19 protein-coding genes are annotated in these 15,492 nt (G+C 66.9%); 11 read left to right on the forward strand and 8 right to left on the reverse strand.

Translation table 11 applies throughout. The annotated features are described in order from the left end of the window. Positions 1 to 74 precede the first annotated feature (74 nt). Together QOL79_RS00115 and QOL79_RS00120 are read right to left on the reverse strand one after the other, a co-directional pair. Positions 75 to 842, reverse strand: coding sequence for a sulfite exporter TauE/SafE family protein (locus QOL79_RS00115; protein ID WP_058456264.1), 768 nt, complete (start codon positions 840 to 842; stop codon positions 75 to 77). A gap of 113 nt (positions 843 to 955) precedes the next feature. Continuing rightward, on the reverse strand, positions 956 to 1,891 hold the full coding sequence (locus tag QOL79_RS00120; RefSeq protein WP_283418217.1) for a LysR family transcriptional regulator: 936 nt from the start codon (positions 1,889 to 1,891) through the stop codon (positions 956 to 958). Positions 1,892 to 1,974: 83 nt separating this feature from the next. Between QOL79_RS00120 and QOL79_RS00125 the strand changes: the two genes are divergently transcribed. Beyond that, a complete protein-coding gene (locus QOL79_RS00125) occupies positions 1,975 to 2,310 on the forward strand; it encodes a hypothetical protein (protein ID WP_058456266.1) in 336 nt (111 codons plus the stop codon). Positions 2,311 to 2,417: 107 nt separating this feature from the next. Here the strand turns inward: QOL79_RS00125 and trmB are convergent, their stop codons facing one another. From trmB to lnt, 3 genes are read right to left on the reverse strand one after another with little or no spacing between them, the layout of a single operon-like run. Continuing rightward, positions 2,418 to 3,152, reverse strand: coding sequence for a tRNA (guanine(46)-N(7))-methyltransferase TrmB (gene trmB, locus QOL79_RS00130; RefSeq protein WP_204992367.1), 735 nt, complete (start codon positions 3,150 to 3,152; stop codon positions 2,418 to 2,420). A gap of 41 nt (positions 3,153 to 3,193) precedes the next feature. Next, the gene (gene metK, locus QOL79_RS00135; protein ID WP_058456274.1) at positions 3,194 to 4,420 is read right to left on the reverse strand and encodes a methionine adenosyltransferase; all 1,227 of its coding nucleotides are present in this window, start codon (positions 4,418 to 4,420) and stop codon (positions 3,194 to 3,196) included. Positions 4,421 to 4,470: 50 nt separating this feature from the next. Then, entirely contained in the window at positions 4,471 to 6,159 is a 1,689-nt protein-coding gene (gene lnt, locus QOL79_RS00140) for an apolipoprotein N-acyltransferase (protein WP_283418218.1), read from the reverse strand. Between the two features lie 367 nt (positions 6,160 to 6,526). Between lnt and QOL79_RS00145 the strand changes: the two genes are divergently transcribed. Then, positions 6,527 to 7,012 (forward strand): hypothetical protein, encoded by a 486-nt coding sequence (locus tag QOL79_RS00145; protein WP_283418219.1) that lies wholly within the window; start codon positions 6,527 to 6,529, stop codon positions 7,010 to 7,012. A 23-nt stretch (positions 7,013 to 7,035) separates the two neighbouring features. Beyond that, positions 7,036 to 8,319, forward strand: coding sequence for a DNA-packaging protein (locus tag QOL79_RS00150; RefSeq protein ID WP_282948238.1), 1,284 nt, complete (start codon positions 7,036 to 7,038; stop codon positions 8,317 to 8,319). 12 nt (positions 8,320 to 8,331) lie between these two features. Here the strand turns inward: QOL79_RS00150 and QOL79_RS00155 are convergent, their stop codons facing one another. Next, positions 8,332 to 8,658 (reverse strand): low molecular weight protein tyrosine phosphatase family protein, encoded by a 327-nt coding sequence (locus tag QOL79_RS00155; RefSeq protein ID WP_283418220.1) that lies wholly within the window; start codon positions 8,656 to 8,658, stop codon positions 8,332 to 8,334. A gap of 253 nt (positions 8,659 to 8,911) precedes the next feature. On the opposite strand from QOL79_RS00155, the gene QOL79_RS00160 reads away from it, so the two are divergent. From QOL79_RS00160 to gp17, 6 genes are all read left to right on the forward strand, one after another. Then, complete coding sequence (locus QOL79_RS00160; protein ID WP_283418221.1) at positions 8,912 to 10,018, forward strand: phage portal protein; 1,107 nt, start codon at positions 8,912 to 8,914, stop codon at positions 10,016 to 10,018. 164 nt (positions 10,019 to 10,182) lie between these two features. Beyond that, positions 10,183 to 10,491, forward strand: coding sequence for a DUF6127 family protein (locus tag QOL79_RS00165; protein ID WP_283418222.1), 309 nt, complete (start codon positions 10,183 to 10,185; stop codon positions 10,489 to 10,491). Then, positions 10,488 to 10,976 carry an HK97 family phage prohead protease gene (locus QOL79_RS00170; RefSeq protein WP_283418223.1) on the forward strand — a complete coding sequence of 163 codons (489 nt, stop codon included), beginning with the start codon at positions 10,488 to 10,490 and terminating at the stop codon, positions 10,974 to 10,976. The genes QOL79_RS00165 and QOL79_RS00170 overlap by 4 nt, the downstream gene beginning before the upstream one ends. 112 nt (positions 10,977 to 11,088) lie before the next feature. Next, entirely contained in the window at positions 11,089 to 12,228 is a 1,140-nt protein-coding gene (locus QOL79_RS00175) for a phage major capsid protein (RefSeq protein ID WP_283418224.1), read from the forward strand. 251 nt (positions 12,229 to 12,479) lie between these two features. Continuing rightward, positions 12,480 to 12,995, forward strand: coding sequence for a head-tail connector protein (locus tag QOL79_RS00180; RefSeq protein ID WP_283418225.1), 516 nt, complete (start codon positions 12,480 to 12,482; stop codon positions 12,993 to 12,995). Next, positions 12,992 to 13,384: a tail completion protein gp17 gene (gene gp17 / locus QOL79_RS00185; RefSeq protein ID WP_283418226.1), complete on the forward strand. Its 393-nt coding sequence runs from the start codon at positions 12,992 to 12,994 to the stop codon at positions 13,382 to 13,384. The genes QOL79_RS00180 and gp17 overlap by 4 nt, the downstream gene beginning before the upstream one ends. A gap of 41 nt (positions 13,385 to 13,425) precedes the next feature. Here gp17 and QOL79_RS00190 read toward each other — a convergent pair whose 3' ends face one another. After that, positions 13,426 to 14,310 (reverse strand): TonB family protein, encoded by an 885-nt coding sequence (locus QOL79_RS00190; RefSeq protein WP_283418227.1) that lies wholly within the window; start codon positions 14,308 to 14,310, stop codon positions 13,426 to 13,428. Between the two features lie 81 nt (positions 14,311 to 14,391). Beyond that, positions 14,392 to 14,727 carry a hypothetical protein gene (locus tag QOL79_RS00195; RefSeq protein ID WP_283418228.1) on the reverse strand — a complete coding sequence of 112 codons (336 nt, stop codon included), beginning with the start codon at positions 14,725 to 14,727 and terminating at the stop codon, positions 14,392 to 14,394. A 48-nt stretch (positions 14,728 to 14,775) separates the two neighbouring features. Here QOL79_RS00195 and QOL79_RS00200 point away from each other — a divergent pair, with 48 nt between their 5' ends. Together QOL79_RS00200 and QOL79_RS00205 are read left to right on the forward strand one after the other, a co-directional pair. Continuing rightward, positions 14,776 to 15,183 carry a phage tail tube protein gene (locus QOL79_RS00200; protein WP_283418229.1) on the forward strand — a complete coding sequence of 136 codons (408 nt, stop codon included), beginning with the start codon at positions 14,776 to 14,778 and terminating at the stop codon, positions 15,181 to 15,183. After that, entirely contained in the window at positions 15,180 to 15,491 is a 312-nt protein-coding gene (locus tag QOL79_RS00205; RefSeq protein WP_283418230.1) for a gene transfer agent family protein, read from the forward strand. The genes QOL79_RS00200 and QOL79_RS00205 overlap by 4 nt, the downstream gene beginning before the upstream one ends. Position 15,492: the final 1 nt, after the last annotated feature.

Consider the following 15,492-nt stretch of genomic DNA (forward strand, 5'->3'; position numbering starts at 1 on the left):
ACTGACCTCTGCGTAAGGAAGGGACGCTGAACGCAGGCTGAGCGGGCCCTTGATGGCGGGAGGTGCGGCCGGCCCTATGTCAGCGCGCGATAGAGCCCGAAGGCGCTGGTCGCGGTCAAAACGACGCCGACCAGCGTCAGCATCAGCTTGACCGAAAAGCGCTTCGCCATGAAGGCGCCGAGCGGGGCAGCGAGCACGCCGCCGATGAGCAGGCCGAGCGTCGCGCCGGCGATCTGAGCGAAGCCCAGATGATAGATGAACGTCGCAGATACGGTGAGCGTCAGGAAGAATTCGACGCTGTTCACCGTGCCGACCACCTTGCGCGGCTCGGCCCCCTGGACGAGCAGGTTCGAGGTTACGACAGGGCCCCAGCCGCCGCCGCCCGCCGCGTCCAGAAAGCCCCCGATGAGGCCAAGGGGCGCGATCACCGTCGGCTTCTGCACCTTTGGCGGATAGAGGATGCCGCGCACCAGCAACCAGATCCCGATCGCGACGAGATAGGCGAGCACGAAGGGCTTTACCGCATCGGAGTGAAGCGAGGTCAGGACATAGGCGCCGAGCACACCGCCGATCACGCCGGGGATCAGCAGCCTCCAGAACAGCGGCCATTCGATGTTGCGATGGATCAGGTGGCTGATCCCCGACACCGCGGTGGTGAACATTTCGACGACATGGATGCGCGCCGACGCCTGTGCGGGCGGCACTCCCATCACCGCCACGAGCAGCGTGTTGCAGATCACGCCGAATGCCATGCCCAGCGCGCCGTCGACGAGCTGCGCCGCGAAGCCGATCAGGATGAAGGGTAACAGCGAAGAGGGGTCCAGCACCGCCAGATCGAACATGACTTCATCCCAACTATATTAATTGACAACCGGCTGCCGCTTTTCGCGCGCATTTGCCAGCCCAATTTTTCTGCTGGCGGTGAAGGGATTTGTTTTCGCGGCCGGTGAAACCGTCAGGCCGACCGTCCCGAAAGGTCGTCGGGCAGATATTCGCGGACATAATCGATGAACGCCCGCAGCTTGGGCATCACCTGCTTGCGGCTCGGGTAGTAGAGGAACAGGCCCGACGTCGCGCCCGAAAATTCGGTGAGCACCAGTTCGACCTCGCCGGTTTCGACCATCGCCTTCGCGACCGGCTCGGCGGTCATGATCATCGCGATGCCGCTGCGCATCGCCACGGTCGCCGCGATCCAGTCGTTGACGATCACCGGGCCGGTCACCGCAACGTCGAATTCGCGATTCCCCTTTTCGAAGGTCCAGGGCATCAACGCGCCGGTCGCGAGCCGGAAGCGGACGCAGCGATGGTTGCGCAGATCCTCGGGCGTTTCGGGGCGGCCATATTTCTCGAAATAGGCGGGTGTCCCGGCGACGACGAAGCGGAACGGGCCGGTCAGGCGAACCGCGATCACATCGGCATCGAGCGATTCGCCCATCCGCACGCCGGCATCGAACCCGCCCGCGCTGAGGTCCGACAGCGCGTCGTCGGCATAGATCTCCAGTTCGATTTCGGGATAGGCTTCGCAAAAGCCGGCGATGATCGGCTCGAACAGCGGCTGCACCGCGCCGCGCATCAGATTGATCCGCAACCGCCCTGCGGGGCGGTTGCCGAGGTTGCGCGCGGCCTCATAGGCGTCGGCGATCCCCGAATAGGCGGGCGCGGCGCGTTCGAGGAACATTTCGCCGGCTTGCGTCAGCCCCACGCTCCGCGTCGTGCGCATGAACAACGGGGCGCCGATGCGCGCCTCCAAGGCTTTCACCGTCTGGCTGATCGCCGAGGGAGAGACGCCGAGGTCGGCGGCGGCGGCGGAAAAGCTTCGTCTTTCCGCAACGCGAAGAAAGGCTTCGATCCCGTCGAGCGCCCCATGGGGGATTGTTAAATCCTGCTTCAAAGCACTTGCAGATTAGAGAGGATTATCTATTTGCGCAACAGCACCTAAAAAGGTTGCACAACGAAACGAAAGGAACCTCTCCCATGACCAATCAGCTCTCCTCTTTCCGCCGCTTCCCCTCGGCCTTCGCGATCGTTGCGGCTTCGGCCCTCGCGTTCACCGGCCTGATCGCCTCGACCTCGCCTGCTTATGCCCAGAGCGGCAGCGACTATCGCTGTGCGGGCCTCGCCGACCAGGCGAACACCGCGGCCGACGGCGCCAGCGCCGCCCAGAAGGCAAGCGCGAAGCGCTTCGTCTCGACCGGCAAGAAGCTTTGCGAAGCCGGCAACGAACGTGCCGCCGCCAAGCAGTTCCGTGCGGCCCTGAAGGTCGCCGGCGTCGCCGAAGTCGAAGCCGACAGCCAGATGGCGGCGCGCTAACCGATAAGCCCAAGACACCAATCTCCGGTCCGTCCTCTCCCTCTCCCGACGGACCCCACTAACTGGGGCGGTACTCATAACGAGGCCGCCCCATTTGTTTGTGCGGCCTACGCCTTGCGGCGATAGCGGAAATACCAGACCTCGTGCCCCTGCGCGCGGGCCTTGGCTTCGTAGCGCGTCTCAGGCCAGCCGCCGGGGCGGACGAGAAAATCTTTCGCGTCTTTCGCCAGCCATTCGAACTGGTGACGGTGGCGGCGCATCACCATCAGCGCGTGCGCGAGATAGACCGGGTGATCGGTGCCGAAGCGGAATTCGCCGCCGGGCTTCAGCTTCGCGGCGATCAGGTCGACCGGGCCGTCGTTCATCATCCGCCGCTTCGCGTGGCGCGCCTTCGGCCAGGGGTCGGGGTGGAGCAGATAGGCAAAGCTCAGCGCCCCGTCGGGAATCCGGCGCAGCACCTCGAGTGCGTCGCCATGATGGATGCGGACATTGCCGAGCGGCGGTCGGGCGCCCCCTTTCCCCGCAAGATGGGGATCGCCCGATATGTGAACGAGCGCCTGCGCGACGCCGTTGACGAAGGGCTCGGCGCCGATGAAGCCATGATCGGGCAACATGTCGGCGCGCCCCGCCATATGCTCGCCGCCGCCGAAGCCGATCTCGAAATGCAGCGGTCGGTCGTGACCGAACAGGATATCCGCGGTCACCGGCCCCTCGGTCGGCACCGCGATCTGCGGGAGCAGATTGTCGACCAGATCCTGCTGGCCCGCGCGCAAGGGGCGGCCCTGCGCACGGCCATAGAGGCGGTTGAGGGTGGTCGGATCGCCGGGTTTGTGCGCAGTCATGCCGCGCGCCCTAGCCTTGGCTTGGGGCGCGGGCAAGGCCGTCAAGCGGTGAGGGCGGCCTTGAGCCTGTCGACCAGGTCGGTGCGTTCCCACGGAAAGGCGTCGCCGGTGGCCTGGCGGCCGAAATGGCCGTAGGCCGCCGTCTGCTTGTAGATCGGCCTGTTGAGGCCGAGGTGGGTGCGAATGCCCTTGGGCGTCAGGCGGACGAGCTGTGGGATCGCGGCTTCGAGCGCCGCCTCGGTCACGCCCTCGGCGGCGGTGCCGTGCAGGTCGACATAGATCGACAGCGGTTCGGCAACGCCGATCGCGTAGCTCAATTGGATGGTGCAGCGGCGGGCGAGGCCCGCGGCGACGATATTCTTGGCGAGGTAGCGCGTGATGTACGCCGCCGAACGGTCGACCTTGGTCGGGTCCTTGCCGCTGAACGCGCCGCCGCCGTGCGGGCTGGCGCCGCCGTAGGTGTCGACGATGATCTTGCGGCCGGTGAGCCCCGCGTCGCCGTCGGGTCCGCCGATTTCGAAGCGGCCCGTGGGATTGATGTGATAGACGGTGTTCGCGGTCAGCAGCTCGGCGGGCATGACGTCGGCGATGACGCCGAGCACATACTTGCGCAGCTCCAGATATTTCGCCTCGTCGCCCTCGCCGCCATGGAAATAATAGCCCGGTGCGTGCTGGGTCGACACGACGATCGCGGTCGCCTCGACCGGACGCTCATTGGCGTAGCGGAGCGTAACCTGGCTCTTCGCATCGGGTTCGAGGAAGGGCGCAATGCCCGCCTTGCGGTCGGCGGCCATGCGCTCGAGGATCTTGTGGCTGTAATCGAGCGTCGCGGGCATCAGGTCGGGGGTCTCGTCGCTGGCATAGCCGAACATGATGCCCTGATCGCCGGCGCCTTCGTCCTTGTCGGCGCCCTCATCGACGCCCTGCGCGATGTGAGCCGACTGGGCGTGCAGATTATTCTCGAAGCGGAACTCGTTCCAGTGGAAGCCCGACTGTTCGTAGCCGATCTCTTTCACGGTCTGGCGCACCGTCGTCTCGATCTCGTCGAGCGCGCCCGGCGCCCATTCGCCATTCTCGAACACACCTTTGCAGCGGATTTCGCCCGCGAGCACGACGAGCTGCGTCGTGGTCAGCGTTTCACATGCGACGCGCGCTTCCGGATCCTTCGACAGGAACAGGTCGACGATCGAATCGCTGATCTGGTCGGCGACCTTGTCGGGATGGCCTTCGGACACGCTTTCGGACGTGAAGAGGAAACTGTTGCGCATGGGAGCCTTCTTGGAACGAATATAAAGGAAGCTTTATGTCGGGGGCGCTGTTAGCGCCCGCGCCGCCGAAAGGCAATGGCAGCCGCGAGCAGCAGCAGCGCGAAGGCGACGGGCAGCGCGTTGCCGTACCGCGCGAACAAGGTCGGGGCGTGCGCAGGCGGCACGACGGTGTCGATCCGCCCGGACTGGTGCATCGGGACCGAATCGAGGATGCGGCCGTCGGCGTCGATCACCGCGCTGATCCCGGTCGGGGTCGCGCGGATGACGGGCAGCCCCTCCTCGATCGCGCGCAGCCGCGCCTGCGCCAGATGCTGCGGCGGACCCCAGCCGCCGAACCAGGCGTCGTTCGACGGGTTGAAGATGAAATCGGGGCGATGCGCGCGGTCGACGACCTGGCCCGAGAAGATGATCTCGTAGCAGATTTGCAACCCCGCCTTGCCGAAGCGGCCGAGGTCGAGCGTATGCGGGCCGGGGCCGGGCCAGAAATCGATGTCGCCGGGCGCAAGTCGCGACAGACCGATCGCCGACAGCACCGGCCGCATCGGCAGATATTCGCCATAGGGAACGAGGTGCGCCTTGTCGTAGCGCGGGCCGAGCGTGCCGTCGGCATGGACGGTCATCACCGCATTGCGCGCTCCGATCGCGTCCCCGGCCCTGTCGAGTTCGAGCTTGAGCGCGCCGAGCAGCATCACGTCGTCGGGGTTCATCAGCGCCGTCAGCCGCGCGCGCGCGGCGGCGGGCGAGCGGTCGTAATAGACGAGCGGATAGCCGGTCTCCAGATAGTCGGGCACCGCCGCCTCGGGCCACAGGATCAGGCGCGGTTCCGCGGATTTCGGCGTGGTCAGCCGCGCCAGCTTTTCGAAATTGAGGTCGGCCTTGCTGCCCTCCCATTTGTCCTGCTGGCCGACATTGGGTTGGACGACGGTGATGGGGATGCCATCGTCCCGCGCGGGCATGGTCGGAATGATCGACGGGAAAAGAAGGACTGTGATAAGCGGCAGCAGAAAGATCACAAAAAAGCCGATGCCGACCCACGATCCGGACTTGGGTCGGCTCCAGTTCGCTGCGTTTGCCAGCCACAGAACTGTCGAGCCTGCCCATGCAGCGAGAACCACGATGATCGCCGAAAAACCATAGGTGCCAATTGCCGGCAGAGCCAGATTCGGGATCATGGTAGACGACAAGACGGCACCAAGCGGATTCCAAGCGAATCCGGTGAACACCCAGCTGCGCAGCCATTCGGTCAGTGTCCACAGTGCAGCGAAGGCGAGAGTGAAGGAGAGCGTCGCCCCCGCGCAGGCGGGGGCCGCCGTCGGCTTTGCACCGCGCCCCGGTTCTTTGCTTCCCGCGGTCCCCGCCTGCGCGGCGACGACGTATCTTTGCACAGCCCACGCCCCCCATGCGGCGAGGGCCGGATAGACGGCGAGATAGAGCGACAGCAGGACCACCGCGATCCAGCCGAGCCAGGCGGGCATCGCCGCCTGATAGGTGAAGGCGGTGGCGATCCAGTTCAGGCCGATCGTGAAGTGCCCGACCCCGAACGCCCAGCCGATCCCCAGCGCGCCCGATCCTTTCGCGCTGCGTGCGACCAGCGCCATCAGGCTCGCCAGCGCGAGCAAGGTCAGCGGCCACAGGTGGAGCGGGGCGAAGCCGGTGGCGGATAGCGCACCGGCGAGGAGGGCCAGCGCCTTGGGTCGGCGGTCGGCGAAAGCGGCGATGCGGGAGGAGAGCGCGGTCACGCGCGCTGCTTTAGCGGCGCGCCGCGTGGCCCACAATGGCGCATGAGGGCGTCGGCGACGGGAAGGGGGGGCACCGGGGTGGTGGAAGGGCACAGGGGACCATAGGCCACGCCAGACTGCACGTACCCCTCCACCATGCTTCGCATGGTCCCCCTCCCCGTGCCGGGGAGGATCGGCAACCTTCGCTCTCCAACCCAAGCCGGCCGTCGGACGATTCGATATCCATATTTTACCATATAGGTTATTTTTTATTGACATCGTCACGCTGTTATGGCACAACTATCACATCATGAAGAATTGCGATTCGGGCCGGCGCCCTTCCGATGCGGGAGGGTGATCCGGCCCGGATGCTTTGGGGAGAATGGCGATGGGGCAGGCGGGTACGACCACGGACGATACCGGCAATCCCCGTCCCGACCGCCGGCAGAAGGAGATTTTCCTCGATGCGCTGGCCGAATCCTCGAATGTCGCGGCCTCGGCGCGGGCGGCGGGGGTTTCGGCGAATGCGATGTACCGCGAGCGGCGGCGCAACACCGGCTTTGCGGCGCGCTGGCACGAGGCGCTGTGCGAGGGGTTCGCCCGGCTCGAGGCCGAATTGCTGTCGGAGGCGCTGATCGCGCCGACGGGGAATGTGAAGGAAGCGACGCTGAAATCGCGGGCACAGAAATATCGCCTCGGGCTCTCGCTGCTCGCGGCGCATCGCGCGGCGGTGCGCGGCGCGAAGCTCCCGCCGGCCGGGGCTGCGCCCAAAGGGAATGCGAAGGCCCGACTGCTCGCGAAACTGACCGCGATGCGGGCGCAGGTCGCGGCGGAGGAAAGAGGCGCCGGCGAAAAAGAGGATGGCGCGTCTTGAAAGGCCTCGACGAGGTGCTGCGGATGTCCGATGCCGATTTCGCGGCGTGGGGACACCGGCTTGGCGGCGACAAGGCGGCAAGCCTGCTCACCGACTGGAGCTGGTGGCGGCGCGCCGACCAATGCCCGCCCGCAGGCGACTGGCACGTCTGGATGCTGCTGGCGGGGCGCGGTTTCGGCAAGACGCGGACGGGGGCCGAGTGGGTGCGGGACTATGCCGAAGCGCATCCGGGGGCACGGATCGCGCTGGTCGCGGCCTCGCTGCACGAGGCGCGGCAGGTGATGGTCGAGGGGGAGAGCGGCGTGCTGGCGATCGCGCCCGACGCGGCGCGCCCAGAGTATGAGAGCAGCCTGAGGCGGCTGAGCTGGGCGAACGGAACGGTCGCGACCCTCTATTCGGCGGCCGAGCCCGACAGCCTTCGCGGACCCGAGCATAGCGCCGCCTGGTGCGACGAAATCGCCAAATGGCCGCAGGGCGAGGCGGCGTGGGACAATCTGATGCTGACGATGCGGATCGGCGGCGACCCGCGCGTTGTCGCGACGACCACCCCGCGCGGCGTGCCGCTGGTGCGGCGATTGATGACCGAGAAGGGGGTTGTGACGACGAGCGGGAACACCCGGACCAATCGCCACAATCTGGCGCCGCAATGGCTGACGACGATGGACAGGATCTATGGCGGGACGCGGCTGGGGCGGCAGGAACTGGAGGGCGAGCTGCTCGACGATGTCGAGGGCGCGCTGTGGACGCGGGCGCTGGTCGAGCGGTGCCGGGTCGAGGCCGATAGCATCGGCAAGCCGGTGCGGGTGATCATCGGCGTCGATCCGCCGGCGACGGCGAAGGGCGATGCGTGCGGGATCGTCGTTGCGGCGTTGCTCCGCGACGGGCGGCTAGCGGTCGTGGAGGATGCGAGCGTCGAGACGCCGCTGCCGGGGGTGTGGGCGCAGGCGGTCGCCGCGGCCGCGGCGCGCTGGGGTGCCGACCGGGTCGTCGCCGAGAGTAATATGGGCGGCGACATGGTCGAGGCGACGCTGCGCCAGGCCGACTGCGCGCTGCCCGTGGTGCCGGTGCATGCGAGCGTCGGCAAGGCGCGAAGGGCGGAGCCGGTCGCGATCGCCTATGAGCGCGGCGATGTGGTGCATGCGGGGGTGTTCGCGAGCCTGGAGGACCAGCTTTGCGGGTTGCAGATCGGCGGCGGCTATGCGGGGCCGGGGCGGTCGCCCGATCGGGCGGATGCGTGCGTATGGGCGCTGGCGGCTTTGCTGGAGGGGCGGCGGAGGGGGCTGGTGCCGGGGGTCCGGGTGGTTTGATCAGAGCTGTCGTCAGACAGGCAAATGGCGAGACACCCTAGTTTTCAACAGGCGGATAAGTTCTTCGTCCATGAATTCATACTCGTCAGGGATATCAAGGCATATCACGCGCGCGTTTTTCAGACTCGCGCGATAGCGTTTTTGCAGCTTGTTTCGATGAGACCGTTCCATCACGAAGATTATATCGGCCCATTGCACGAGTTCCGGCGTTAGCGGATTGTCGGCGTCGACATTGGTTCCAGCCGATGAGACCTCATAAGCCGGATGATTTGCGAAAACCTGCTCGGCGGTCGGGCTTCGGAGCCTGTTCTGGCTGCAGATGAACAAGATATTCTTCATATGTGGCGACTGCCTGACACCGCGAACGTCTGCAATCGGTAGTTACCGGATATCCTCCGTGCGGCTTCGTCGATGGGAGGTCCCGATACTCAATTCATCACCCCGGACTTGATCCCGGGTCCATGAATTTGGCGCTGTTGTGGATCCCGGATCAAGTCCGGGATGACGAAAGAGTGGAACAGGCAGGCCCCTGGTCGAGGCCGGGGTGACGTTGTTGGGTAGCGGCGGGGTGGCCGGCGAATAGGAGAACATCATGAACTGGTTTGGCCGCAAGGCCGCGCAGCTTCCTGCGCGGCCCGCTTTGTCGCGTGTGTATGGAAGCTGGAGTGCGTCCGCGCCGATGAGCTGGGAGGCGCAGGTTCGCGAGGGGTATCTCTCGAACGCGATCGTGCAGCGGTCGGTGCGGCTGGTCGCCGAGGCGGCGGGGAGCGCGCCGGTGGTGGCGAGCGATCCGGCGTTGGCGGCGCTCGTTTCCGCGACGTCGGGCGGGCAGGGGCTGGTCGAGACTTTGGCGTCGCAGTTGCTGCTGCACGGTAATGGCTATGTGCAGATCCTGGCCGATGGCGCGGGCGCGCCGGCCGAGCTGTTTGCGCTGCGGCCCGAGCGGGTGACGGTCGAGGCCGATGCGCGGGGGTGGCCGGTGGCCTATCGCTACAAGGCGGGTGGGTCGGCCGCGGTGCTGCCCGCCGAGGATGGCGCGGGGCGCGTCGCGGTGGTGCATGTGAAGGCGCTGCATCCGCTCGACGATCATTATGGCGCCGGGTGTCTGGGTGCGGCCTCGGGCGCGATCGCGGCGCATAATGCCGCGGCGCGGTGGAACGCGGCGCTGCTCGAGAATGCGGCGCGGCCTTCGGGGGCGCTGGTCCATGATCCGGGCGACAAGGGCATGCCTTTGTCGGCGGAGCAAGTGGATCGGCTGCGCGAGGAGCTGGCCGAAAGTTTTGCGGGCGGGGCGAATGCGGGGCGGCCGTTGCTGCTCGAAGGCGGGCTGAAGTGGCAAGCCTTGTCGCTGTCGCCCGCCGAGATGGATTTTCTGGCGCTGAAGGATTCGAGCGCCCGCGAGATTGCGATGGCGTTCGGGGTGCCGCCGATGCTGCTCGGGCTGCCGGGCGACGCGACCTATGCCAATTATCGCGAGGCCAATCGCGCGCTGTGGCGGCTGACGGTGCTGCCGCTTTGCGCAAAGATTTTGGGGGCGGTGGCGCAGGGGCTGTCGGGGTGGTTCGACGGCGCGGAGCTGCGCGTCGATCTGGATAAGGTGCCGGCGCTGGCCGAGGACCGGATGGCGCTGTGGCGCGAGGTGTCGGCGGCCGACTGGCTGAGCGCGGACGAGAAGAAGGCGCTGTTAGGGCTCGGGTAGCTTTTTTGTCAATTCTCACACGAAGACACAAAGAGGGCAGTTCGCCCGAGCGACCTGGCGTGGTTCCGTGAAGCGGCTTTACCCGATCTTGAAAGGCCGCCTGACGGCGGCGGATCGGGCCTTCCTCTTTGTGTCTTTGTGTGAGCCAATTTTAGGACATCGACATGGACGAAGATGAAGCGCTGGCGCGGTTGATCGCGCTGGCGGGGACGAGTGCGCCCGACGCGGCGCTGTTGCGCGCGGTGGTCGAGGAGGCGAGCGAGCTGGGGGCGCGGCGGGCGCTGGCGCGGCTGGGGCTCGCGGATGCGGCGGCGCGCGACGATGTGAGCGATTTGCGCCAGCTGCTCGGTGCGTGGCGCGATGCGAAGAAGAGTGCGTGGGCGGCGGTGGTCGACTGGGCGGTGCGCGGGGTTCTGGCGCTGCTCGTCGTCGGGCTCGCGGTGAAGCTGGGGTTGCCGGGGCTTTTGAAATGAGGGCGGCGGCGGAACAGGCCCTCCCCCAACCCCTCCCACAAGCGGGAGGGGGGATCAGGCTTGCCGGTTATGCGTCGGTGTTCGACCGGGTCGATCGGGGGGGCGATGTCGTGCGCAGGGGGGCCTTTGCGGCGAGTTTGCGCGAGCGGCGGATGGTGCCGTTGCTTTGGCAGCACCGGCCGGGAGCCAGCATTGGGGTAATCGAGACATTGGCGGAGGATGCGCGGGGGCTGCGCGTCGTGGCGCGGGTGACGCACCCGGCGGCGGCGAAGCTGGTCGCGAGCGGGGCGCTGTCGGGGCTGAGCTTTGGGTATCGGGTGCGGGCTTCGCGCGGGGATAATCCCCGCGAGCTGGTGGAGCTCGATCTGGCGGAGGTGAGCCTGGTGGCGGCGCCGATGCAGCCGCTCGCGCGGGTGATTGCGGTGGAAGGGGGATCGATCCTCGCTGCGCCGCAGGCGTGGAGAGGTGGCAGCCCACAGGGCTGACGGAGGGGCTATGGCGCAGCGTCGCTGCCCCTCCACCACGCCCTACGGGCGCGGTCCCCCTCCCCATGGCTTCGCCACAGGGAGGATGGTGTTTTCAGAAGGAGTGACGAGCATGGACGATATGGAAGTGAAGGCGGATGCGCTCGATGGGGCGTTCGATGCGGTGCTGGCGGCCGAAGCGGTCGACGAGCTGAAGGCTTCGGTCGCGGCCTTGAAGGCGCAGGTCGATGCGCAGGCCGTGGCCGCGTCGCGCCTGCCGCTCGACGGGGCGAAGGCGGCCGATCCGGCGCGCGATGCCTTTGTCGAGCGATACCTGCGGCGTGGGATCGACGCGGGGGTCGAAATGAAGAGCCTGTCCGGGGCGTCGGGCGGCGAGGGTGGTTTTGCGGTGCCGCGCGAGATCGACGGGAGCATCGCGGCGACGCTCAAGACTTTGTCGCCGATCCGTAGCATTGCGACGGTCGTGCAGACGGGGACGAGCGGGTATCGCAAGCTCGTCGCGACGGGGTCGATGGGGACGGGCTGGGTCGGCGAGACCGCGGCGCGGCCCGAAACCGCGACGCGCAGCTTTGCCGAGATCGTGCCGCCGACGGGTGAACTTTATGCCAATCCGGCGGCGAGCCAGGCGATGCTCGACGATGCGATGTTCAACGTCGAGGACTGGCTGGCCGAGCAGTTGGGGCGCGAGTTCGCGATCGCCGAGGGCAGTGCGTTCGTGAACGGCAACGGGACGAACCGGCCGAAGGGGTTCCTCACTTATGCCGCGACGAACGAGACCGACAGCATCCGCGCCTTCGGGTCGCTGCAATATCTCGCGACGGGCAATGCGGGCGCCTTTCCGGCGTCGAACCCGCAGGACAAGCTGGTCGAGCTGGTCCATTCGCTGAAGGCGCCGTACCGGCAGGGGGCCTGCTGGGTGATGAATTCGGATACGCTGAGCCGCATCCGCAAGTTCAAGACCACCGACGGCGCCTTCATCTGGCAACCGGGGATGGTCGAGGGGCAGGCGGCGACCTTGCTCGGCTATCCGGTGGTCGAGGCCGAAGACATGCCCGATGTGGCCGCGAACAGCCTGTCGATCGCCTTCGGCAACTTCCGCGCCGGCTATCTCGTCGCCGACCGCGGCGAGACGCGCATCCTGCGCGATCCGTTCAGCAACAAGCCATTCGTGCATTTCTATGCAACCAAAAGGGTGGGCGGTGCGATCATCGATTCGCAGGCCATCAAACTGATGAAGTTCGCCGCCAGCTAAGCAGCGCTGGTGCGCGAAGGGCGCCCGGCCCTGGCTCCCTTCCCTTTCGGGATCGGGCCGGGCGCCAACTTTCGAGCCGAGACTTGGCCCAGGACGGGCTGCAAATCCCCCTCTTCTGCGCTTCCGCTGCTCACGTGCAGAAGCACGCTGCGCTACGGTTTTCGAAGAGCGGGATTTTCGCCTCGCCCTGCGCCAAATCTCGACCCGAAAGTCCGACTCCAAACCTCTTATAGCGGAAGGACGGCGGTGCCATGCCGGTGACGATGGATGAGGCGCGTGCCTGGCTTCGGCTGGGCGCGGCGAATGAGGATGCGCTGGTCGAGCGGCTGATCGGCGCGGTGACGAATATGTGCGAGGCGTTCACGGGCCAGTGGCTGCTGGCGCGGGACGGCGCGGAGGTGCTTACGGTGCGGCGGCAGACGGCGCGGCTCGCGGCGCGGCCGGTGGTGGCGATCGATGTGGTGGCGCGGATCGATACGGGCGGCGACGACGTCGTGCTCGATCCCGCCGACTATCGGGTCGACATCGCCGACGGGCTGGCAGCGGTGACGGTGGCGGGCGCGACCGATGGAACGCGGTTGCGCGTCGCCTATCGCGCCGGGATGGCGGAGGCGGCCGCGGATGTCCCCGCCGCGATCCGGCATGGCATGCTACGCATGGTGCAGCATCTGTACGAAGCGCGCGACGATGCGAAGGTCGATCCGCCCGCGGCGGTTGCGGCGCTGTGGCAGCCGTGGCGGCGCATCGCGGTGGGCGCCGGCCGATGACGGGCGCCGAACAGGCCGTGCGCGGCCGGGCGCTGATGCTGCTGAAGGCCGACGCCGCGCTCGCCGCGTTGGTGCACGGCGTGTTCGACGGCGTCCCGGCGCGGGCGAGTGCGCCCTATGTCTCGGTCGGCGCGGCCGAGGGCAGCGACTGGGGCACCAAGGACCGGGCGGGGCGCGAGGTGCGGTTGAGCGTGGTGCTGCACGGCCAGGGCGCAGCGCTCGACGATGCCGCGGCGGGGCGGATCGACGCGGTGGCGGGCGGGCTGCGCGGTGCGGCCGAGGATTGGGAGATCGTCGGCGCGCGGGTCGTGCGGACGCGGTTCGCCTTCGCGCGCGAGGGTGGGTGGCGGCACGAATTGGTGGTGCGGTGCCGGTGTCTGGCGGATTAGGGGGCGGCGATCGAAGGCGGCCGTTCCGGGGCGGGCCGGCTTTATCGCGGGGTGCGCCACCTTATCTTGTTGACATAGAAGGCGGGCACGGCGACTCCGGCGGCATTCCTGGCGGGTCGAAAAGCGGCGCGGGCGAACAACAGGTCGCAGGTTCGCTTGTCAAGGCTGGCGAATCCCGAGCTGACGAGAATCCGGCATCCCGTTACGGCGCCATCGGCGTCGATACCGAGCAGGAAGGTTGTCGTGCCCTCATTCTTGCGGGCAAGATCGAGCGGGGGATAATCGTCGTTGGTGGCCCAGCGCGCGGCATTGTTTGCGGGTTCCGGCCGCCCAGACAGCGAACGGACCTGCTGCGGATCGAAGCCCCAGCTTGCCACGAGATCGTCCTCGCACGCTTCGAGAGCCTTGATGGCGTCGGCAGCGTTCGGCAGATCGAACGCCACCTTGAGGTTTTTTGTGCCCGTCACGCTGATGCGGTGGTCTTTCCTGAGCGCCGCGATGATGAGGCCGTCGGGATCGTTCCAGGCAACCGCGTGTCCGCTCTCGTCGGCGACCATATAGGGATTGGTCTTGAAATGGTGGGTTGAAGCCGACGGCTGTAAGGCAATCGTGATCGTCGTGGCAGAGGAATAGGAAGGCATATCCGGGCCGTATAAGGTCCAGTCATATCCGGTGAAGCTCCAGCTACGCTTCACTTCCAGACGATCGTCCCGATCGGCCGTTCCCATGTGGCGGATCAGTCGGCAGCTGCCGACACCATAATCTACCTCCCAACGGGGGCCGGCTTCAGGATCGGCCGCCGCGGCAGGGGCTGGCAGGCGGCCGCCGGAGCACATGACCATCAGCGTCACGGCGATCAGACGTCGGGGGAGCCGACTCGTTGCGGTTTTCATGGATAATATCGTCCAGAGGGAGGCGATGGCCAAAGAAGGGCGCAACCTTGGCGCGAAGCCGGAGTGACGGAATCGCGCGGGGCTGTCACCACGATTATTGGTGGCGGGAGCCGCTCAATCGCCGGGCATCGTGCCCGTCGAGGAGTAATCCTTGAACTTGTCGGTGAAGTTCGCGTGATAATCCTCGACCTGCATGTCGGCATTTTCGGCCGCGTCGGCGGCGGAATCGCCGGCGGCGCGGTTGGCGGCGGTGACCGCCGCGCGGAACGCCGAGCGTTCGCTGTCGCACGCGCCCTTCAGCGACATTTCATATTCGGCTTCGCTCATCTTGGCATCGAGCGATTTCTTCATGTGCTCGCGTAGGCATTTGGTGAAGGCGGCACGCGTCGTGTCGACGCTGCCGGCCCCCGCCGGTGCCGCGGTTGCCAACAACAAGGCCGTGATCAGCATCCTGCTTCTCCCCATTTGCAGAACTTTTTATGTTGAGGAGGTTAGACGATGGCAATCGAAAATGGGAGCGCTTTTCTGTTAAAGATCGGTAATGGTTCGGCGCCGCCGGTCTTTGGCACCGTGGCCGGATTGCGCACGACGCAATTGTCGGTGAACGGCGAGGCGGTGAACGTCACAACGAAGGATTCGGGCGGCTGGCGCGAGTTGCTGTCGGGCGCCGGGGTGCGATCGGTTTCGGTCAGCGCGGCGGGGATTTTTACCGGCTCCGATGCCGAGGTGCGGCTGCGCGGCCATGCGTTGTCGGGGACGATCGACGATTATGAGCTGAGCTTCGAAAGTGGCGAGCGGCTGCGCGGGCGCTTTCTGGTGACGCGGCTCGACTATGCCGGCGATTATAATGGCGAGCGCAATTACACGCTGAACCTGGAAAGCAGCGGCGCGGTGGTGAGCCTGTGAGCGCGGCCAACGCGCTGAGAGGCGAGGCGGCGCTGCGCGTCGGTGCGCGTTCGCTGGTATTGCGGCCGAGCTTTGCCGCGCTGGTCGCGGCGGAGGAGGAACTGGGGCCGCTGTTCGCGCTGGTCGAGCGCGCGGCCGATGGACGGCTTGCGCTCGGCGAACTGGCGGCGCTGTTCTGGCATTGCGTCCGGGGCCGCGACGAGACGCTGACCCGCGAGGCGGTCGGCGAGGCGCTGGTCGAGCAGGGGCTTGCCGCGGTGACGCCGGCGCTGCGGGTGCTGCTGGGGCAGATATTGCAAGGGCGCTGAG

Origin of the sequence: Sphingopyxis sp. Geo48 (assembly GCF_949769155.1) — a bacterium.
Lineage (GTDB): Bacteria > Pseudomonadota > Alphaproteobacteria > Sphingomonadales > Sphingomonadaceae > Sphingopyxis.